Raw genomic sequence first — 19,132 nt, 5'->3', positions numbered from 1 at the left:
GGAGAAGATGAGAATGAGTCCGGTGGTTGAGGTCAGAGACATATTCAAATCGTTCGACAAGACCGTCGCGTTGCGCAACGTTTCGTTCTCTGTCGGTTCGGGCGAGATTTGCGGTTTAATTGGCCCCAACGGCGCGGGGAAGACCACCCTGATTCGTATTCTCGCGACCCTTATGCGTCCAGATATGGGCCGGGCCAATGTGTTTGGCTTCAATGTGAACGGTGAAGAAAACCGGGTGCGGCCGCTCATCGGATACATGCCCGATTCGGGCGGCGCTTACCGGGACATGCTTCTTCACGAGTATCTTGAATTCTTCGCGGCAGCTTACGGTATTGAAGAACCGGATCGCACTCGTGTCGTAAAAGACTGCCTGGAACTAACAGGGCTGCACAGCCTGCGCGAGCGTCAGATAGATGGGCTTTCCCGCGGAATGCGGCAACGTCTCGGATTGGCCCGCTGCCTGGTACACGATCCAAAGCTGCTCATACTGGATGAACCGGCGTCGGGGCTTGATCCCCGTGCGCGAATCGAGCTTCTTGCGGTTCTGAATGTGTTGCGGGAAATGGGAAAGACCATCCTCATCTCCTCGCATATTCTCTCCGAATTGAGTTCCGTTTGCACACGCATGTGCATCCTCGACAACGGATCGGTTTTGTACAACGGCTCGATCAAGGAGGCGCTGACGTTTGCGCGGAGCGGCCGGCGAATTAGGGTCAAGACGATTGGCGATACGCAACGAGCCGCCGAATTGCTTGCAAGCTACCCAGCGGTCAAACGCGTCGATACCGTAGACAACACCATTACAATTGACTTGCCGGAAGATATGGACGATTTCAGCTTCATTGCGGCACGCTTGGTGAAGGAAGGCCTCAAGGTGCTGACCATAGAAGAGGAGGAGGCGTTGCTTGAGGATGTCTTTCTAAAGATGACCGATCCTGACCGAAACACGGATTCGGGCGATAGCCCCAATTCCGCTCCGCAAGAAACGTAACCTGCACATGGCCCATCACCTGCCGTTAATTGCGTTGGAACTCTCTCGAAGCGGTCGCAAGAAGTCTATGTACCTGCTGCGTACCGCACCCGCGGTTGTCTGTTTTGTGTTCCTTATGTTCGGGATTGGAGAGACGATGGGCGTGGACACCGCGGGGACATCCGCCGAATCGCTGGGAAGCATGCTCCGAAACGTACTTCTGCTCTTCCAACTGGGGGTGGCTCTGTTTGGAGCGCCGCTGTTTTCGGCAGGATCGATTGCGCGCGAGCGTCAGGAAAACACCCTCAACTTGCTTCTGCTCACAGACTGCCGCGCGCATGATCTCGTGCTTGCGAAGGCACTTGCCGCGTTTATCCAAAGCGAAATGCTCGTACTCAGTTGCCTCCCGCTTCAAGGGATTGCAGCCTTTCTCGGCGGCATTACGATTCAGGCGTCACTCTACGATCTTGCCGTAATAAGCGGACTCAATCTCGCTATGACTGCAATTGGCATATTGGCATCTACCTACGTGCGCCGCGCGGCGGATGCCTATATCATTTGCCTCGGGTTGAGCATGGCTCTATGCGCCGCCACCGCGGCTCTCTTCCCGAGCGTTTCTCCGTTTGTCGACGACAGTCAGAAAACATGGTGGATAGGCGGACCCTTGACGCTTACCTGTATTGCCGTGGCTGCAATTTCGCTTCGGATCAGTATCGCCATTCTCTGGAGGCCAGAATCTTCCCCTTCGCAAAGCGGGTCGCGGCGGCACTACAGACCCATGCCAATCCACTGGACTCCCCCCTTGCTTCGTCTGGGTCCTTTGGCCCGTCTATTCAACGCCACCGCTCGTGAGTGCGGCGCAGGGTTATTGCAGGGTCCATTGGCAGTTGTAGTGGTCGTCGCGAGCGTACTTGTTGGCCTGATCCCGTTTGGCGTTGTTGGCCTGCTCATCATGCTGGTCGTTTCATACGACGCCGCGATCATTCTCTCTTCGGCGCGACGAAAAGGCGACCTTGACCTTCTCTTTGTGACGGCTGCGAAGGACGACGCTCTGGCGCGTAGCATCTTCCATACAGAGCTCATGAGAGCCGCTACGTTCCTGCCCGCTCTGGCCGTCAACGCAATATCCACGTCGTTGTTTGCCTCCTCGTTGTTCGGTGAGTCAAACGTTCCCGCGCTATTCGAATGGAGCAACCTCCCCTGGTTTGGCGCGGTGTGCTTAGTATCTATTGCGGATGGCATCGTGCGGCTCATGCTTGTCGTCGCGATAGCCTGCGGAACCGCAGGCGATTCTCCGGCACTCTCCGCCGTATCGGCAGCTCTACACTATGTTGTCGCTGTAGTTTTGCTGGGATGCCTTGGCAGTGCATCCGTCGGACTCGTTGCAGATTCACTACGGTATCTTCTGTTGCCCGGAAGTTCCTGGTCAGTTTCGGCACTCCCCACGTTGATCATTGCCGTTACGGTAGGAGTTGCGCGATGGGGAGCATCTGCTTTTGCCATCTTTATTCTATTTTTGACATTCAAGGACAATATTGTGGGTCCGTGGCGATCAGAAGCCAAGTCTTCGCTCTCTGTGCATGAAAGCTGAGGAATGCCAGTGTCCCGAATAAAGGGCAAGCGCACTGATCGCGCGATGTCACGGGAAGTGTTCGTGGGAAATCCGGGTTAGTGATTCACGCGAGAACGGCCTGTACCGCGGGCAGACGTACGCGGTCTCTTATCAAGCAAAGCTCCCAGTTGCGCGCTGTTTGCCGTGAGATCGGCTAGCGTGTAACGATCTAGGGTCGTTAAGAAAGCGCGCTGTGCCTCGTAAAGCGCTCGGCGCAATTCGCAAGCCGACGAAATCACACATTCGTTTCGCTTCTTGTCAAAGCACTCCACAATGTCAAAGTTGGGCTCCATCGTTCGCACAACTGCGCCGATATTGATCTCCGCGGCAGGCTTTGCAAGATGTAACCCTCCCGCGCGGCCGCGAGTTGTTTCTATCAGGCCCTTCTTCCCGAGCGCGTGGGCTATCTTCACAAGATGATTGCGCGAAACGTTGTAACGCTCCGCAATCTCCGAAATCGTGGCGCCCTTCGCGCGCAATGCCAAGTAGAGGAGCATTCGTAACGCATAGTCTGTGTGCAATGTTAATTGCATCGAGATTCCTTCCGTCGCGCAAATTGTACCACGACGAGCCCCTTGCCGCAGGTTCAATGTTTCCAGTGCCGATGATTCAATAGAGATTGATCGGTCACCGCAAAAGATGTATACTACATACATCTTTTCTGCAAACCAACTTCGGGAGGCTGTTTCATGGCAACTCTGTACGAGACTCTGGGCGGGCAGGCGGCGGTCGAGGCGGCGGTCGATATCTTCTACCGTCATGTACTCGGAGACGATCGCATCAGTCACTTCTTTGATGACGTCGACATGGAACGTCAGGCGGCCAAACAAAAGGCGTTCTTGACGATGGCATTTGGCGGACCGCACAACTACACCGGCGCAGACATGCGCAGGGCGCACGCTCATCTCGTGGCTCGCGGACTGAATGACACGCATTTCGACGCCGTGAAAGAGAATCTTGAGAAGGCGCTTAGTGAACTATCCGCGCCCGCGGAATTGATCCAGCAAGTACTTGCCATTGCCGAGTCCACACGCAACGACGTGCTCAGCCGTTAGTCCGGCGCCACCTGGACTACATGAGCGAATTGGTCTTCGAAGGCACCACCTACGAGGTTCCACCCGGGAACACGGTGCTGGAAGCGCTGGAGGTAGCGGGAGTCACCATACCCAGCTCCTGCCGGAGCGGTGTCTGTCAGTCATGTCTATTGAGGGCCGTGGAGGGAACACCACCCGCCACGGCTCAGGCAGGTCTGCGCGACACGCTCCGTCAGCAGGGCTACTTTCTCGCATGCTGCTGTAAACCCGATGGCAGCCTGGAAGTTGTCCGCCCAAACGACGCCGGACTCCGTCACCGCGCGCGCGTGGCGAGAGTACGTTCACTGAATGCTACAGTCGCAGAGCTGACTCTGGAGTGCGATGCCGCGTTTGAATATCGGCCGGGGCAGTTCGCGAATATCGCCTTGACCTGTGGCACAGTCAGAAGCTACTCGCTGGCGAGCGTTCCCACCGAAGATCCCCATCTCCATATGCACATTGCGCGTATGCCCGGCGGGATTGTCAGCGGATGGGTACACGATAGCGCCAAAGAGGGAGACTTCGTGGACCTTCTCGGGCCGCACGGCAACTGCTTCTACACGGTGGGCAACTTCGGACAAACCCTGGTGCTTGCAGGAACGGGAACGGGCCTCGCGCCGCTTTACGGGATCGCAAGAGACGCACTTCGCCATGGGCACACGGGAGACATTCACCTCTTCCACGGGAGCATCCGCCAGGAAGGCTTGTATCTCGTCGAGGAATTGCGCGCGCTCAGTCACACACATTCAAATCTGCATTATTATCCGTGCGTGCTTGAAGGTCCCGCCGACGCGCAGACACACGTTGGCGCTCTCGACGCACATGTCACGTCCACGCTTTCTACACTGCGCGGTTCTCGCGTCTTCCTATGCGGCCACCCTGATTTTGTAAAGATGATGCAGAAGAAGACCTTCCTGCTCGGGGCAGCCATGAAAGACATCTTCGCGGATTCGTTTCTTCCCGCGAAGACAGTGACCGCGTAGTTCCGACGTCCGAAAGCAATCCCTGGTTTTACCGGAACCTGGGACCGACATTCCTCATATCGATGGCCTTGTGCCCCAATTGGAAGGCAGGCGATTCAGGCTTGAGCGAAAAATCGCCGCCAGCCGGATTGACAAACAAAGGATCCGCGACCAGCGAGTGCTGGTCGAGTCCTTTGGCCTTCCACTCGTCAAATGAAAACGAACAAAACGTGACAGGTGCGCCAGTCGCATCGAAGTAGAGATTGTTCTCCATGATGATGTTGTAGTCGACCCAATCCTTGCTCTCGAACAGCGTGCCTGTATCCCAATAGAAGATGTTGTGAAAGAACACGCCGGTCTGGTGGATCTTGGTCCTGTCCGCAGGAACATCTCCAATACGATGCAACTGATCTTTCGTCGCCATCGCAAAGACATTGTTGAACACCATGTTCCCGAGGTCGTTGAAATTGCTCATGAACGACGAATACGAGCAATGATGCACGACGTTGTCTTCAACCAATACGCCTACGCTCGCGTTGTCGAGCACAATGCCGCTCCCGCCACCGCGTATGTCGTGAATGTGATTGTTGCGAATGACAGTGCCCGGTTGAACACCCAGCGAATAGATGGCCCCGTGCGTACCCAGCGGACTGTCGCCCAGATCGTGCACGTGGTTAAACTCAACCTTGTTATCGCGCGCCCGGTTCGGCGGCGTGTATCCCCAATTCCAACCCACCGAGATGGCCCACTCAAACGGACCGTAAATTTCGTTGTGGGCGACCGTGTTGTCGCTGCTTTGTCCAATCCAAATCGCGGGTGCACCTTGGTATACCCTCACGCCGTCGTGGATGCGACAGTCTTCGATTGTGACCCGTGAGGTCTCCAAGGCGTCAGAGGGCGCGATCTTGGGGCTTCCCACTCGAATCCCGCCTGCGCCCAGATCGTAGAAGTGACTTCTTGAAACGGCGATATCCTTGCACCCCGTCTGCCAATCCATGGCCCACGCGCCCGTGTGCGCAAATTCGCATTGCATGAATGCCGTGTTTCGCGCGCCACTCGCGAAAATTCCGGCAGGCACTTCGATTTGCGACTGCGGAATCGAATCGCCTTCAGGCCATCCTTGAAACAAGGGCTCATTCGGATGCTCGTCGATGGCCGCTTGGGGATAGCTGTAGCCCAGAGTGTCATCAAGCCTCCAGTCCGAGTACTCAAAGTGGAGTCCCTCGAACGTGAGATGGTCGACAAACGCGCCGTTGGCGGCGTCTCCTTCGAAGCGCATCCAATAGCGCGAGACAGGCGCCACCACTTCAACTTTCTCCAAATCTTCACCGGGCTTGGCCCAATACGTGAGCACGCCCGTGGCCCGATCGAGATACCATTGCCCCGGCGTGTTTAATGCCTCGCGAACATTCTCGACATACCATCCCTTGTTCCAATCGAGCGGGCGAAATGCGTCGCCAGTGAATACAACCATATTGGTTGCGGTGTCGATGGACGCAATCCGCAACCGCGCCTCTGTCCAGAACTGAAGCACAATCACTTCCACATCGTTCAGATTCTTCCATGCGGGATTGATCTCTCCCGCATTGAACTTGAATGACCGCTTCGGAGGAGTCCCTCCGCCGGCAATGGTGTAGTAACCGTCTTGCGGCAGCTTGGTTCGCGGACGCCGCTCGCCGTTGACAAACAACTGGCGGAAATACCATGTACCCGCTTTCACTTCCGGGATCTCGACGGTCCACAGATCGCCTTCGGCGCGTTTCCATCCGGTAATTGTTCGCCCGCCGCGAAACACCGGTTGCTCGCCCTCTTTCGCCACATACTTCACTGGACGTTCCGCTGTTCCCGAGTCTTCCGGTGTAAACACTACCGGCTTGTCGAGTGTGTATACCCCGCCAGCAATGACCACGGATACACCATCCTTAGCCGATGATTTCGCAGTACGAGCGGCGTCACGCGCCTTTTCCAGCGTCGCAAATGGCGCCGCTTCCGTACCTGGATTGGCATCGTTTCCGGAAGGAGACAGATAGAAAGTCTCCGCCTCACTTAAAACCGCAAGGAATCCGAGTGCAAGAATGATCGTCACCATAGTTCGCATCGCTGCATCTCCTCCCCGTCAATACCTACCCCCAGACAAATCCGGAATCACTTGATCGTGAGTTTCGAGACGCGGTGAGGTCTCTACCCCGGCAAGTTCGCGCACTCCCCCGATGAGTTCCTTACTCGACACTTAGGGCGCCATCGCTTCTGAATGACTTCTGCTTTCTCATTTTGCCAGAGATGACACGAAGAATACTTCGTGTCGTTCTGAAAGCACAATCCACCCCGCTTCAGCCTTAGGCACACGCTTTGCACCTCATGCATGCCTTGGCTACAATCGCGCTCCGAAGGCACCGTATCAGGATCCGCTATCTATGAGCAGCGATATAGACAACCTTCTTCGCGAATTCCGCGCCCATTTCCCTAAGGCATGCGCGCCCAGGGTGTGCCGTGCGCCGGGGCGGGTGAATCTTATCGGCGAGCATGTCGATTACAACGGCTTGCCGGTGTTGCCCATGACGATTGACCGTGAAATCCGCATTGCGTTTGCGCCGCGCGCGGATTCGAAGATCTGTCTTCGCGAAATCCAGGGCAACTATCCCAATGCGGAATTTTCCAATTCGCCGTCCATCCCCGCGTCTCCGCGTGGCGCGTGGGAAAACTACTGCAAAGCGGCCGTACAAGGACTCAACGCGAAGCTGCAGCCTGGCACGTATCCCGGTATGGATCTGCTTGTCAACGGCACGATTCCAATGGCCGCCGGGCTGAGTTCTTCCACGGCCTTGGTCGTTGCGTCGGCATTGGCCTACCTCGGCGTGCTGAACGTTTCCCTCGACAATGCAGGAATCTCGCGCATCGAACTCGCGAGTCTCTTGGCGGAAGCGGAACGCTACGTGGGCACGCAAGGCGGCGGCATGGACCAGGCCATTATTCTGCTGGGTGGCGCAGGCGCTGCCTGCAAGATCAATTTCCATCCGCTGCGCGTCGAGCAAGCGCCGCTTTTCCCCGATCACGACATCGTTGTGTGCAATTCGCTCGTAAAGGCCGACAAGTCCGGTGGCGCATTGCATCGATACAACGAAGGGCCCTTGTCCTGCCGGCTGATTCGCGCGATGGTTGAGCGCAAGGCTCAAGAAGAGTTCGGACCCGAAATTGAGTTCAATCGGCTCGACGATCTTTGGTCGGGCCCGCTTTGTTTAACCAACGCAGAAGTCGAGGCGTTATTTGCGCAGACGTTCCCTCGCGAAGCGACAACGCTGGCCGAGGCGGCGCGTTTCCTGGAACTGTCCGTTGACGAGATTCGCGCAAAGTGGCTGGGCGATCTTCCGGAACCCGAGGGAGGATTTCGGCTTCAAGCCCGCGCACGCCATCAGCTCACGGAATTCAAACGCGTTGAGCTCGGGCGCGACTGCCTTCTTGCGGGAGATGCCGCGGGGTTTGGCGACCTCATGAACGCATCCCACGAAAGTTGCCGGGACGATTACCGAGTCAGTTGCGACGAACTCGATCTACTTGTGGCTGCAGGGCGCGCGGGCGGAAGCCGCGGCTCGCGGCTCACTGGCGCGGGATTTGGCGGATGCACGGTCAACCTTGTCCCCTCAAGCAAAACCGAAGCGTTTTACGACGAAGTAAAAAAGAAGTACTACGATTGTCTGCCCCAATCTCTCGCTCCGAGTGTGCAGGATGCGGCAATTCTGGTGGTTCGTCCTGCTCCAGCGGCGGGCTATCTCTAGTCGGCAAATCCGGACAAGGCATGACGGCCAGCTCACAAGCGCCTTGTAACCTGATGCGGTAATTCACTAGAATCAAGAATCTTGACGACAATAGTGCCTCGTGCAGTATTGTCAGCTCCTTGCTTTGCGAAGCTCGGTGTCGAATCCGCAGTGCGGGCACCCCGTGGAACGCGTGCGTTACCAAAGGGTTAAGCATATTTCGTCTTTTGACAGGATGCGGCATGCATGGTAAGGTTCATATAAGGTTGCGTTGGCGTAGCCTGCTCTTGGGGAGAACCTCAGGAGCGGTGTGTACGTCCGTGCCTGCGCTCCGTGTTTTCTGCGCGGAATCCGTTGCCACGCATGGGTCTCTTTCCTGTCGAGGTCCGGTACAACCGCAAGGAGGAGGGAGCCGTGGGTAAGTTCGCGTATAAGGCCATCGACAATGCCGGCGCAGAATCGTTCGGCATCCTGGAGGCCAACAGCGAAGCGGACGCAGTCAAGGAAGTGGGTCGACAAGGGTTGTACGTACTCGAAGTACGGCCAGCGTCGATTATCGACGAACAGCGGTACCGGTGGCGCTCTCAACGGGAAGAGTTGGAACGCCAGGAGGCAAAAAGACAGGAACAACTCAAGAAGCGGCAAACCCGGCAACGGCTCGTGGTGAGGTATCTTGATGGCCGGACCGAGTACGGTGTTTGTTTCGCGTTGAACCCAAAAGAAAGTATCTTCCATCTCGACAAGGTGGACTCGGAAGGTGTGACAACGGGAAAGACGGTTCAGGTTCGGTATGCGGATCTCAAAGCCGTCTTCTACGTGAAGAGTTTCGACGGTAACTACGACAAGTCGCTGCGCTACCGCGAGTGGATTGCGGAAGGCAACGAGTTGATCATCGAGTTTAAGGACGGTGAAATCCTGCGGGGCAGTTCGCTCTTGCATTACGATCCGGACGAGCCGCGTTTTCACGTAATCCCCGCCGATCCCACGACCAACAACATCAGCGCGCTGGTGGAACGGTCTGCGGTCAAGCGCATCTACACCCCCGAAGAATGGAAAGAACGGAAAGTCGAAGAAGCGCAGGCGCGCAAGGCGGAAGATGCCGCGAGCGATCTCTCCCAGGAAGAGACCACCGGCGACTTCTATTTCGAAACGCGCAATTACAGCGGCGCGTTAGAGCAGTACCGATTAGCAGCAAAGAAATTTCCGCAGTCGAAGCGAATTCGGCGGAAGATGTTGGCCGCACAGTTTAACATCGGCGTGCAGCACATCAAGCGTCGCGAATACGAAGCGGCACTTGAGTGCATGCAAAAGGTGCTCCATGTGGAGCCCCACAATACGCACGCCCAAAAGAAAGTCTCACAATTGCAGAAAATTATCGAGCGCGGTCAAAAGCCCGGGGCCCATCCGCAGGTACCCGACGACTTTTGAGCGAGCATGTTTTCATAGCGCCGGCTCGGAAATCGGGCGCATGTGTTGAAGCAGTCATACGACCGCGGAGGGCCAATTGGGGCTGTCCCCACCGCGAACTGGGTCCGGGCATTGGGCCGGATTTCCGAATGGAATGTTGATCGCAATTATTGCAGACCTACACGCCAACCTGGAAGCAACCAGGGCGGTGTTGGATGACATCGATAAGCGCAAACCCGACAAAACCATCTGCTTGGGTGACCTTACCGGATATAACGCCAACCCGAATGAAGTTGTGGAACTTGTCCGCGAACGTGAAATTCCCACCATCATGGGCAATCACGACGCTGCCGTCTGCAGACTGGAAGATCCTTGGTTCTTCCGCGAAGCGGCCAAGCGTGTGATCGAATGGCAAATCGAGCAGCTTGACGACGATCACCGCCGGTGGCTTTCGTCCTGCCCCGAACAAATCGTCTTTCGCGGGACATGCCTGGGGGTCCACGGATCTCCCAGCAGCCGCGACGATTACATTATCGATTGGCTGGACGCCATGCGGCAGCTCGAATTCCTGAACGGACGCGATGTCTCGATCTGTTTCTTCGGACATAGTCACCGTCCCTCGTTCTTCAGCGAAAAAGGCAATACCGTGAACCACAGCACGGAGGTTCGCCAGCTTCATCCGTCCAATCGTTATTTCATCAATCCCGGCGCGGTTGGTCAGCCTCGCGACCGCGATCCGCGCGCGGCGTACGGACTATTCGAAAGCGACAAGATGACCTTCGAGTTCTGCCGCGTCGAGTACGACATCGAGACGTGCCAGCGGAAGATTATTGAAGCAGGTTTGCCCACGGAATTGGCGCGGCGCCTATCCAAGGGCAAGTAACGGCGTGAGAACCGAGCCGGTACACCAAGTTCTGTCACGGCTTCCCGGATGCGCACAATGACGATTCGTGAACGGCTTGAAGAGCGAGAGCGCCAGACGCTCAGTCCACACGCGGCGCTCGCCGCCGAGTCGCAAGGCCGTGAACGCCCCGAACCTGAACACGACTTTCGCACCGCCTTTCAACGCGACCGCGACCGGATACTTCATACCAAGGCGTTCCGCCGGCTGAAACATAAGACGCAGGTCTTCCTCGCCCCCGTAGGCGATCATTACCGCACACGATTGACGCACACGCTGGAGGTCGCGCAAATAGCACGTACCGTTTCCCGTGCCCTGTTCCTCAACGAAGATCTCACCGAAGCCATTTCACTTGGACACGATCTCGGGCACACGCCGTTCGGGCATGCAGGCGAGGCGGTCCTCAACGAAGTCTACGCCCCCGGTTTCCGACACTATGAACAAAGCCTTCGCGTGGTTGAGAAGCTTGAGCCCTCCAGACGCGGTCCCGGGTTGAATCTTACCGCCGAGGTTCGCGAAGGCATCTTGAACCATTCCAAAGGCAAGATCATTTTGTTTAAACGCCCAAGCGACCGCACCGTGACGCTCGAAGCCCAAGTGGTCAGTGTTAGCGACGCGATTGCCTACATCAACCACGATATTGACGACGCGATCCGCGGCGGCCTCATTTCCATTGAAGACCTTCCCAAGGAGGCCATCGACCTTGTGGGGCACACGTCCTCCAAACGCATCAATGCCATGGTAACGGCCCTTATCGAAGGCAGTTCGGATGGCGTGATCGCTATGACCGAGGAAGTACGTCTCGCGACGGTCGAACTGCGTTCCTATCTGTATGCCAATCTCTATCCGTGCAAGGCTATCCGCAGCGAAATCGACAAGGCCAAGAAAATCCTGCGTGAACTCCATTCGCATCTGCTTGAGAATCCCACTCAGGAAAGCAGCGCTGGCGATCCTGCTGAGCCCCTCGAACGCCGAACGGTCGACTTCCTGGCAGGAATGACCGACTCCTACGCCATGCAACTCTACAGCAAGCTGTTCTTCCCTGAGTCATGGCCGAGTTAGATCCGAAGATTGCGGTAGTCTCCGGATCAGGCCTGAACCTCAGGCCCCTGCTCGACTCGATACACGACGTAGTCTCCTTTGAAGCGGCCTGCAATCTCGGGCACGCCCCGCTTGCCGGACACGACCGGGCCTTTGTCACGGGGACTTGCGCCAACAAAACCATGATTCTCCAGTGCGGCCGCCTTCATTTCTATGAGGGACTCCCTTACGAGACCGTCACGGCTCCTGTTGACTATCTGCACGCACAGGGTATACGGACAATTGTGTTCACCAATGTGGTTGGCGGGCTGCTTCCAGACATGAATCCCGGTGACTTGGTCGCCATTACGCGCCTGCACACGTGGCCCTTCGTGGACTGGACCAACCGGCCTGAATCCATTGACACGGACTTCATCATTCCCGGCTGCGACTTCACGGGCGACTACCGGTGGATGCACGGGCCAAACTACGAGACACGGGCCGAGATCGAAATTCTGCGCCATCTCGGTGGTTTCGTAGTCGGCATGAGTACCGCCCCGGAGGCACAACGCTGCCGCGAACTCGGCATTCGGTTCGCGGTCATTTCGTGCGTTACGAACAACTGCTGCTCCCCCACGCCCCTCACTCATCACGACGTGGTCAGCGTTGCGCGGCGTTTCTCCGAAAGGCTCTGCAAGCTGCTGCGCCGCCATTTGTCGTAGCTTCCTTTTTCACTTGATCTGCCGACACCTGCCATTCGTTGCGCAACAACATGCGCTGCCATTGCCCCTTATTGCGCAAATGAACTGCGGGAGACACCCGATTGGGCATCTCCCGCGAAGTTTTGGGTCTACCTGGGTCGCCTAGGAACTAGAAGCTCGCGGCGGCTCCCGAGAGAATGGCGAACTCTTCGCTCACCGGGAACGTCGTTTGCGGATAGCGTTCGAACGCCACGTGTCCGTCCATGAACAATACGTTCGCGCCACCTGGGACGTGGTTAAATGCCGACACATCCGTGCTCGTCACATCCCACATGACTGCAAGCTCGGACTGGCCGACCGCAGAAGCTGCGGCGTTGTTGATGTCGGAAATGAAGAACCGTTCGATTCCCTCACGCAGGCGATGAATGGTGAACGCACCAAGCACCGGATGCGCCGGGCTGTCCACTTCGATGTCGTCGTCACGCAAATTGATGTCGAGAAGCGAGGCGGCCAAGTTGCTGACAACATCGCCCGGGAAGCTTCCCCACCCCGTCAGCAGGCTGTTGTCGCGTGGAATCGCCCAGCTAAAGTAAATGTACGACTGGTCGCCGCTCTGGTTGAACTCCACGACGTCCAATTGATGATTTGGAATCCAACTATCCGTGAGGTTGGTCGGGTCGACGAACCCTGCTCCGGCTGGATCTGACGGACAAAGGTTCACCGAGAGATCCGTCAGGTATTCGGGATACACACTCACTGCGTCGAAGGTGTAACACGGATTCGTCAGCACCTCGGGGGGACATTTCATCGGGAACTTCTCCCCCTTCGATTCGTTTGAATACATCTTGAAGACCAACCCCATCTGCTTGAGGTTGTTCTGACAGGAAGCCCGCCGCGCCGCTTCGCGCGCGCGAGCCAGGGCCGGCAACAAGATTGCCGCAAGAATTCCGATAATGGCGATGACAACCAGCAATTCAATCAACGTGAATCCGGTTTTGGCACTGCGGTTGGACATGACCCTTCTCCCTATGTACATAGAATTGCTCTTACCAGGACACACAGATCGTGGTATACGCATACTGGGACCCAATACCAGTTGACGTACACCTAAGCCTTGCAAGCTTAATCGCAGCCTAACACAGCATCCTCGTTTCCGCAAGAGGTTTCCAGGGTGCGAACGCAGTGGTGTCGAAGTTCCTGGATACGCGCACTGCAAGGCGGCTTGGGAAAGAGGCAGTACTCACCCAATCGGCGTCGTCGAGACATTAGGGCTTTCGTGCTTTCACGCGGATGGCTCGGCTTTAACAATTGCGGAACAGCAGTAACTCGTCAGCAGCGCCTACTTTCTTATTGGTAGACTCTTCAGTGAGTATTGGTGTTTTTTTCACTTTACGCTGACGTCGGCTTTGTCAGGCTCTATAGACCCCTACGCGTTCGAGGGCTACGCGCGCGGCATTCTGCTCCGCCTCTTTCTTGCTCAGTCCGACGCCCCTGCCGTGGGGTTGGTCCTTGAGTAAAACCTCCACCTCAAACTGCTTCCGGTGGTCGGGGCCGTCCGAGCGCACCAACTCGAACTTCGGTAGCGGAATACGTTCTGCCTGGCAGTAGTGTTGCAGGCGGGACTTATGATCCAATTGCACGTCTTGGGTCAGCGCTTCTTCGAACTCTTCGTGGGTCACGTGGATGACGAAGTCGCGGGCGGCTTCCCAACCTTGGTCCAGATAGATGGCCCCGATGAGCGCTTCGACACAGTCGGCAAGGAGCGCCGAGCGGTGGCGCCCCCCGGACTGCTCCTCCCCTTTGCCCAAGCGGATAGTCGGGGCGATATCCAGCTTCTGAGCCAGTTCCGCCAGCGTCCGGCGGTTGACAAGTGCCGCGCGAATCCGGCTGTACTCCCCGGGCGTACTATTGGGTTTGTGTTCGAGAAGGTGGTGGGCTACCGCCAAGCCCAGGACGGCGTCTCCCAGGAACTCGAGGGCTTCATAATCAGAAACGGGTTCTTGGGTTTCGGCGGCGATGGAAGCATGAGTGAGCGCGCGATCAAGGAGTTCGGTTTGGAGAATTCGAATCCCCAATCGCGCCATAAGCGATTTCAGTTGTTCAGCACGTACCGGTTCTTCACCCATATCGTCTGCAGACCAGTGTGGCGTTATGCCCACCGAATCCTAGCGAGTTTGAAAGTGCTACATCAACCCGCGACTCGCGAGCCTGGTTTGCCACCAAGTTTACATCGCATTCCGGGTCTGGCGTCTCATAATTAATGGACGGCGGCAAGACACCGTCGCGAATGGACAAAAGACAAGTAATTGCTTCCACCGAACCCGCCGCGCCCACAAGGTGACCCATCATCGATTTCGTGGAACTCACCGGGGGCATGTCGGCGCCAAATACGGTGCGCAACGCCGCGGACTCGGTGGCGTCATTGTGCTTGGTGCTCGTGCCGTGGGCATTTATGTAGGCCACGTCAGCCGGGTTCACCCGCGCTTCGCTCATCGCAATCCGCATGGATGCAGCGACGCCAGCGCCGTCCGGCAACGGAGCCGTCAAATGATAGGCGTCGCTGGTTTCGCCGTATCCGGCGATTTCACCCAGGATTTCCGCGCCACGGGCCTTGGCGTGCTCCTCGGACTCAAGTACGAGTATGCCGGCTCCTTCACCCATAACAAACCCGTCCCGGTCCATGTCGAAGGGTCTGCTGGCGCGTTCGGGTTCATCGTTCCGGCGTGACATGGCTTTCATAGCGCAGAAACCACCCATGCTGAACGCGGTGAGTGACGCCTCCGAGCCTCCTGCCAGCATAACATCCGCCTGCCCCAGCCTGATGGCGTTCGCCGCTTCCGTGATGCACTGCGCACCGGTCGCGCAAGCGGTTACGACAGACTTGTTGGGACCCCGCAGCCCAAACCGCATGGCCACCTCGCCGGCGGCAATATTGGTCAGCAGTTTGGGAATCGTTAGAGGAGACAGATGACGATACCCTTCCTTCAGAAAGGTCTCGTGCCCCTCTATGAGGGTCGAAATACCGCCGATTCCACTTCCGATGATTGCGCCGCATCGTTCGGGAGTCTCGCGCGACAGGTCCATGCCCGACTGCGCCCACGCCTCGTCCGATGCCACAAGGGCATAAATCGAGTACAGATCCTTGCGCCGGATCTCCTTTGGAGGGATATCCGCGGGCGCGCATGGTTCCACCTGACCGGCAATTTGCGTGGGTAGGGCCGAGGCATCGTACCGATCGAGCTTACGAATGCCCGACTTGCCAGCGCACACCGCCGACCAAAACGTCTTGACATCGTTTCCTAGGGGAGAGACAACTCCCATCCCCGTAACAACAACTCTGGTTCCCATAATGGCCCCTGAGAATTGAACACCCAGTCCGTGACGCACGATTGTGCCACGGACTGGGCGAAAGTGGCAATGTCTTTATGCAAAGCGCCCAAACACAGGCGCGATCGTTAACCCTTAGAGCTTCGACTCGATGTACTTTACCGCGTCGCCAACCGTCTGGATCTCGTTAGCCTCGTCGTCGATGTCGATGTTGTACTCCTCTTCCAACGCCATCAACAACTCGGTCAAATCCAAAGAGTCCGCGCCGAGATCATCGATGAAGCGGGCCTCCATCGTTACTTCCTCCGGCTTGCGGTCCAACTTCTCGACCACGATTTTCCGGACCATCTCCGCGACGTTGTTGTCTGCCATTCAGTTCACCTCCTTCTCACTGTAGATTTCCGTTCCAGCCCGTGAAGCAACTGGCCAGACACGGCGCGATACTATATCAAAGCAATCCGCCAATTGCCACTTTGCAGACACCCCCCTAACTGGCCAATGTCTGCAACGCATAATCCAAAATGGAACTGTGCCGCCCCGCGAAATTTATCCTTGAACCGCGCCGCCGCATGCGCTATCTTTCCGCGCCATGGGCCGCGATATCGTTCATTTCAAATGTCACCACTGCAACCACTGCTGCACGGAAGTCGTGTGTCTTCCGACGCCTTACGATGTCATTCGCATCGTTAAGGCGACGAACGCGAATCCGTACGAATTCCTGGAATTCCTGACGCCGGAAGAAATCACCGGTGTCGACAAGACTGACCCCACCTGGCTTGAGTGTGATGACGAACGCTACATGATGGCCTTGCGGCGCGATGACAAGGGGTGTCACTTCCTCGACAAGAAAACCAAGTATTGCGGCATCTATGAGGCCCGGCCCATCCTCTGCAGGCTCTATCCGTTTGCGTTGCATGAATCGCGCGAAGGCGAGTTTCGCGGCTTTTCACTGCATACCGACGTGGGATGCCCTCGTCATCGCGATGGTTCGGTGCCGACAAAGCCTCTGTACGACCTGTACCTAGAAGACTCGAAACATCAAGAGGACTATCAGGCCCTCGTTGACGTCTTCAATGCGCGGGAATATGAAGGCAAAAAGCCTCAGGACTTCATCGAAATGTTCGTCGTTGGCTTCAAGAAAGCCAAAGCCCCGGCTAAAGCGCGTCGACGCAACGCCAGCTAAGAAACGATCGCTCCACGTCCCTGTTCCGTTACCTGGCTCACACTGACTTCCCCCACGTCCACACGCCCGTCCTGTAACAAGTGTCTTCCGCGGCATGCACCTCTATCCACAGGGCACGAGTCGGTTTCTGTGCATCCTCATGCTTAGGGAGGAAGGAGATCAGACGAGAAAGCACTTGGCACCCATTGCAGAACGAAGCATGCAGTAACAGTTGTCTGACCGGGCGCTCTGGATGCGAACGGGCAGTACAACACTTCCAACTCATGGAGGAAGCGGAAGATGAACATCAGTGCTATCAGTGATTCGCTCACCAGCGTTCTCCTATCGAAGCTGAGTGGGAGCTCATCCAGTTCCCAGATGCGGTCCATGCGAGGTCCAGGAATGGACCCCAGCGAGATGGTCGAGTCACGCGCCACCGAATACATTGAAACCAATGATTCGGATGGCGACGGCTACTTGAGCGCAAGCGAGGTGAGTTCGCTCTCGGACGACGCCTTCTCGGCGGCCGATGTCGACGGGGATGGTCTTCTGAGCCAGGACGAACTGATCTCCACCATCAAGGACCACATGGAGCAGATTCGCTCGCTGATGGAAAGTGGAACCAGCGAGGATAACGACGAGAGCGTCCAATCGCTCATGGACAGTGCGGAAGGGGAGTTGTTTAGGGCGATTATGCCGCCGCCTCCCCAAGGTCCGGATCAAGCCGCCATGTCGGCCTATCAGGACAACAACAGCCTGCTGTCTTCGTTGTTATCCGGCGACAACACAGACCTTGCGAATTCGTGGGGGCTGTCGTTGTTGAATGTTTCCGCTTAACGGATTGACGATGACGACAAGCCGGGTTCGGTTCCTTCGAAGGGCCGGGCCCGGCCTATGACTTGTGCTGTATAGATTGGCAAACCCGGTCGAGGCCATACGAAGCCCTAAAGCCAATTCGCCATAAATGCCCCCGCCAGATTGCGTCCCTGCTTGACCAGTCGGGAGGAGTACTCGTATCGTGCTGGAAGACGCCGCATGAATGCGGCATGTAGACTGGAGCAGTATGCGAATTCTCGTGATGGGGGCGGGCGCCATCGGCAGTGTGGTCGGCGGCTTCATGGCAAAAGCCGGACACGACGTCACCCTTGTGGGCCGAGGCGCTCACATGGACAACGTGCGCGGCAGTGGCCTTCGCATTACGGGTATTTGGGGCGAGCATCAGATTCGGGGAATCGATGCGCGTACGCAACCGCCCTCAAAGACGGACACGCCCTACGACCTCATTCTGATCACAGTGAAAGCGTACGACACACATGCCGCCGTTGAGGCCATCCTGCCGCTGGTTTCCGAGTCCACCCTGGTATGTTCCTACCAGAATGGACTGGGCAATGCGGAAGTCATCGCCGAGTCGGTGGGTTGGCGCCGGACGGTGGGGGCGAGGGCAATATACGGAGTCGTCGTGAAGGAACCTGGATGGGTGGAGGTGACGGTTATCGCCAATCCTACGGCGCTGGGCGTCTACTCTCACGAAACGCCGGAGGACCGTGTGCGTGAGATTGTCGCAGCAATGGATGCCGCCGGTCTGCCCACGGTGTACACCGACGCAATCTCGACGGTACTGTGGGGAAAAGTCGCGTACAACTGCGCGCTAAATCCCTTGTCTGCGATGCTGGATGTCCCATATGGCGCGTTGCTCGAGACCGAGCATACGCGCACAATCATGCGAGAAATCGTCAATGAGCTATACGCGGTGGGGCACAAAATGGGGGTTCCGCTGGCCCCTTCCACGGCGGAGGAGTACATCGACCTGCTCTTCCACACGCTGATTCCGCCGACTGCCGCGCACTATGCAAGCATGCGCGCCGATTTCGTTCACAAGAGACGCACCGAAATCGATGCGCTCAACGGTGCAATCGTTCGTTACGCCGCCGGACTTGGCATTCACTGCCCCACCAACGCCCTGCTTACCCGGCTTGTCCATGCGCGGGAGCATGCCCTTGGAGTCTCGAAGTCCCGCTAGTGCAGCGAATCGTAATTAAGGCAACATATTGGTTGACCCAAGGAAGATCCAATAGCGGCGGAAAACAGGGACTGACACAAGCGCAGCGAAGCGGAGACGTGTCTGTCCCTGTTTTCCGAAAGATAAGATGCCATCGGTATGAGTCACTCCGCTAGACTTGGCTTGAGCCGGTTGGCATAGTGGTATGATTCGTTTGACGCACTGCAGAAGGACAACCAGGGGGGA

18 protein-coding genes are annotated in these 19,132 nt (G+C 57.0%); 12 read left to right on the top strand and 6 right to left on the bottom strand.

Translation table 11 applies throughout. From position 1 onward, the window contains the following. Nucleotides 1-13 precede the first annotated feature (13 nt). Nucleotides 14-991, top strand: a complete 978-nt coding sequence (locus tag K1Y02_01070) for an ABC transporter ATP-binding protein (GenBank protein MBX7254920.1) — start codon at nucleotides 14-16, stop codon at nucleotides 989-991. Nucleotides 992-998: 7 nt separating this feature from the next. Beyond that, entirely contained in the window at nucleotides 999-2,561 is a 1,563-nt protein-coding gene (locus K1Y02_01065) for an ABC transporter permease (protein ID MBX7254919.1), read from the top strand. A gap of 77 nt (nucleotides 2,562-2,638) precedes the next feature. Here K1Y02_01065 and K1Y02_01060 read toward each other — a convergent pair whose 3' ends face one another. Next, on the bottom strand, nucleotides 2,639-3,115 hold the full coding sequence (locus K1Y02_01060) for an Rrf2 family transcriptional regulator (protein ID MBX7254918.1): 477 nt from the start codon (nucleotides 3,113-3,115) through the stop codon (nucleotides 2,639-2,641). 156 nt (nucleotides 3,116-3,271) lie between these two features. On the opposite strand from K1Y02_01060, the gene K1Y02_01055 reads away from it, so the two are divergent. Together K1Y02_01055 and K1Y02_01050 are read left to right on the top strand one after the other, a co-directional pair. Further along, entirely contained in the window at nucleotides 3,272-3,637 is a 366-nt protein-coding gene (locus K1Y02_01055) for a group 1 truncated hemoglobin (protein ID MBX7254917.1), read from the top strand. Between the two features lie 20 nt (nucleotides 3,638-3,657). Further along, the gene (locus tag K1Y02_01050; GenBank protein ID MBX7254916.1) at nucleotides 3,658-4,638 is read left to right on the top strand and encodes a 2Fe-2S iron-sulfur cluster binding domain-containing protein; all 981 of its coding nucleotides are present in this window, start codon (nucleotides 3,658-3,660) and stop codon (nucleotides 4,636-4,638) included. Nucleotides 4,639-4,666: 28 nt separating this feature from the next. Here the strand turns inward: K1Y02_01050 and K1Y02_01045 are convergent, their stop codons facing one another. Continuing rightward, nucleotides 4,667-6,715, bottom strand: coding sequence for a right-handed parallel beta-helix repeat-containing protein (locus K1Y02_01045; GenBank protein MBX7254915.1), 2,049 nt, complete (start codon nucleotides 6,713-6,715; stop codon nucleotides 4,667-4,669). A gap of 316 nt (nucleotides 6,716-7,031) precedes the next feature. On the opposite strand from K1Y02_01045, the gene K1Y02_01040 reads away from it, so the two are divergent. From K1Y02_01040 to K1Y02_01020, 5 genes are all read left to right on the top strand, one after another. Continuing rightward, complete coding sequence (locus tag K1Y02_01040) at nucleotides 7,032-8,390, top strand: hypothetical protein (GenBank protein MBX7254914.1); 1,359 nt, start codon at nucleotides 7,032-7,034, stop codon at nucleotides 8,388-8,390. A 393-nt stretch (nucleotides 8,391-8,783) separates the two neighbouring features. After that, complete coding sequence (locus K1Y02_01035; GenBank protein ID MBX7254913.1) at nucleotides 8,784-9,797, top strand: hypothetical protein; 1,014 nt, start codon at nucleotides 8,784-8,786, stop codon at nucleotides 9,795-9,797. A gap of 133 nt (nucleotides 9,798-9,930) precedes the next feature. Further along, the gene (locus tag K1Y02_01030) at nucleotides 9,931-10,659 is read left to right on the top strand and encodes a metallophosphatase family protein (GenBank protein ID MBX7254912.1); all 729 of its coding nucleotides are present in this window, start codon (nucleotides 9,931-9,933) and stop codon (nucleotides 10,657-10,659) included. A 57-nt stretch (nucleotides 10,660-10,716) separates the two neighbouring features. Beyond that, on the top strand, nucleotides 10,717-11,739 hold the full coding sequence (locus tag K1Y02_01025) for a deoxyguanosinetriphosphate triphosphohydrolase (GenBank protein ID MBX7254911.1): 1,023 nt from the start codon (nucleotides 10,717-10,719) through the stop codon (nucleotides 11,737-11,739). Continuing rightward, on the top strand, nucleotides 11,727-12,419 hold the full coding sequence (locus K1Y02_01020) for a purine-nucleoside phosphorylase (protein MBX7254910.1): 693 nt from the start codon (nucleotides 11,727-11,729) through the stop codon (nucleotides 12,417-12,419). Before K1Y02_01025 ends, K1Y02_01020 begins: the two co-directional genes overlap by 13 nt. A gap of 148 nt (nucleotides 12,420-12,567) precedes the next feature. On the opposite strand, the gene K1Y02_01015 is transcribed toward K1Y02_01020, so the two are convergent. From K1Y02_01015 to K1Y02_01000, 4 genes are all read right to left on the bottom strand, one after another. Next, complete coding sequence (locus tag K1Y02_01015; GenBank protein ID MBX7254909.1) at nucleotides 12,568-13,413, bottom strand: DUF1559 domain-containing protein; 846 nt, start codon at nucleotides 13,411-13,413, stop codon at nucleotides 12,568-12,570. A 394-nt stretch (nucleotides 13,414-13,807) separates the two neighbouring features. Beyond that, entirely contained in the window at nucleotides 13,808-14,524 is a 717-nt protein-coding gene (gene rnc / locus K1Y02_01010; protein MBX7254908.1) for a ribonuclease III, read from the bottom strand. Next, nucleotides 14,517-15,746 (bottom strand): beta-ketoacyl-ACP synthase II, encoded by a 1,230-nt coding sequence (fabF, locus tag K1Y02_01005; GenBank protein MBX7254907.1) that lies wholly within the window; start codon nucleotides 15,744-15,746, stop codon nucleotides 14,517-14,519. The genes rnc and fabF overlap by 8 nt, the downstream gene beginning before the upstream one ends. A gap of 114 nt (nucleotides 15,747-15,860) precedes the next feature. Then, nucleotides 15,861-16,097, bottom strand: a complete 237-nt coding sequence (locus K1Y02_01000) for an acyl carrier protein (GenBank protein ID MBX7254906.1) — start codon at nucleotides 16,095-16,097, stop codon at nucleotides 15,861-15,863. 277 nt (nucleotides 16,098-16,374) lie between these two features. Here K1Y02_01000 and K1Y02_00995 point away from each other — a divergent pair, with 277 nt between their 5' ends. From K1Y02_00995 to K1Y02_00985, 3 genes are all read left to right on the top strand, one after another. After that, the gene (locus K1Y02_00995; protein MBX7254905.1) at nucleotides 16,375-16,908 is read left to right on the top strand and encodes a YkgJ family cysteine cluster protein; all 534 of its coding nucleotides are present in this window, start codon (nucleotides 16,375-16,377) and stop codon (nucleotides 16,906-16,908) included. A 279-nt stretch (nucleotides 16,909-17,187) separates the two neighbouring features. Next, nucleotides 17,188-17,724 (top strand): hypothetical protein, encoded by a 537-nt coding sequence (locus K1Y02_00990; GenBank protein MBX7254904.1) that lies wholly within the window; start codon nucleotides 17,188-17,190, stop codon nucleotides 17,722-17,724. A gap of 226 nt (nucleotides 17,725-17,950) precedes the next feature. Next, nucleotides 17,951-18,907, top strand: coding sequence for a 2-dehydropantoate 2-reductase (locus K1Y02_00985; GenBank protein ID MBX7254903.1), 957 nt, complete (start codon nucleotides 17,951-17,953; stop codon nucleotides 18,905-18,907). Nucleotides 18,908-19,132: the final 225 nt, after the last annotated feature.

Source organism: Candidatus Hydrogenedentota bacterium, from assembly GCA_019695095.1.
Classification (GTDB): Bacteria; Hydrogenedentota; Hydrogenedentia; order Hydrogenedentales; family SLHB01; genus JAIBAQ01.
The sequence above is the reverse complement of the archived record's forward strand: the minus strand, read 5'-3'. Positions and strand labels throughout refer to the sequence as shown.

Bases quoted from the DNA above. Each gene is read 5' to 3' on its own strand.
- fabF (MBX7254907.1), bottom strand. From the start codon at position 15,746: ATGGGAACCAGAGTTGTTGTTACGGGGATGGGAGTTGTCTCTCCCCTA.
- K1Y02_01055 (MBX7254917.1), top strand. From the start codon at position 3,272: ATGGCAACTCTGTACGAGACTCTGGGCGGGCAGGCGGCGGTCGAGGCG.
- K1Y02_01000 (MBX7254906.1), bottom strand. From the start codon at position 16,097: ATGGCAGACAACAACGTCGCGGAGATGGTCCGGAAAATCGTGGTCGAG.
- K1Y02_01040 (MBX7254914.1), top strand. From the start codon at position 7,032: ATGAGCAGCGATATAGACAACCTTCTTCGCGAATTCCGCGCCCATTTC.
- K1Y02_01020 (MBX7254910.1), top strand. From the start codon at position 11,727: ATGGCCGAGTTAGATCCGAAGATTGCGGTAGTCTCCGGATCAGGCCTG.
- K1Y02_01015 (MBX7254909.1), bottom strand. From the start codon at position 13,413: ATGTCCAACCGCAGTGCCAAAACCGGATTCACGTTGATTGAATTGCTG.
- K1Y02_01050 (MBX7254916.1), top strand. From the start codon at position 3,658: ATGAGCGAATTGGTCTTCGAAGGCACCACCTACGAGGTTCCACCCGGG.
- rnc (MBX7254908.1), bottom strand. From the start codon at position 14,524: ATGGGTGAAGAACCGGTACGTGCTGAACAACTGAAATCGCTTATGGCG.
- K1Y02_01030 (MBX7254912.1), top strand. From the start codon at position 9,931: ATGTTGATCGCAATTATTGCAGACCTACACGCCAACCTGGAAGCAACC.
- K1Y02_01045 (MBX7254915.1), bottom strand. From the start codon at position 6,715: ATGCGAACTATGGTGACGATCATTCTTGCACTCGGATTCCTTGCGGTT.
- K1Y02_00985 (MBX7254903.1), top strand. From the start codon at position 17,951: ATGCGAATTCTCGTGATGGGGGCGGGCGCCATCGGCAGTGTGGTCGGC.
- K1Y02_01065 (MBX7254919.1), top strand. From the start codon at position 999: ATGGCCCATCACCTGCCGTTAATTGCGTTGGAACTCTCTCGAAGCGGT.
- K1Y02_00990 (MBX7254904.1), top strand. From the start codon at position 17,188: ATGAACATCAGTGCTATCAGTGATTCGCTCACCAGCGTTCTCCTATCG.
- K1Y02_01025 (MBX7254911.1), top strand. From the start codon at position 10,717: ATGACGATTCGTGAACGGCTTGAAGAGCGAGAGCGCCAGACGCTCAGT.
- K1Y02_01070 (MBX7254920.1), top strand. From the start codon at position 14: ATGAGTCCGGTGGTTGAGGTCAGAGACATATTCAAATCGTTCGACAAG.
- K1Y02_01060 (MBX7254918.1), bottom strand. From the start codon at position 3,115: ATGCAATTAACATTGCACACAGACTATGCGTTACGAATGCTCCTCTAC.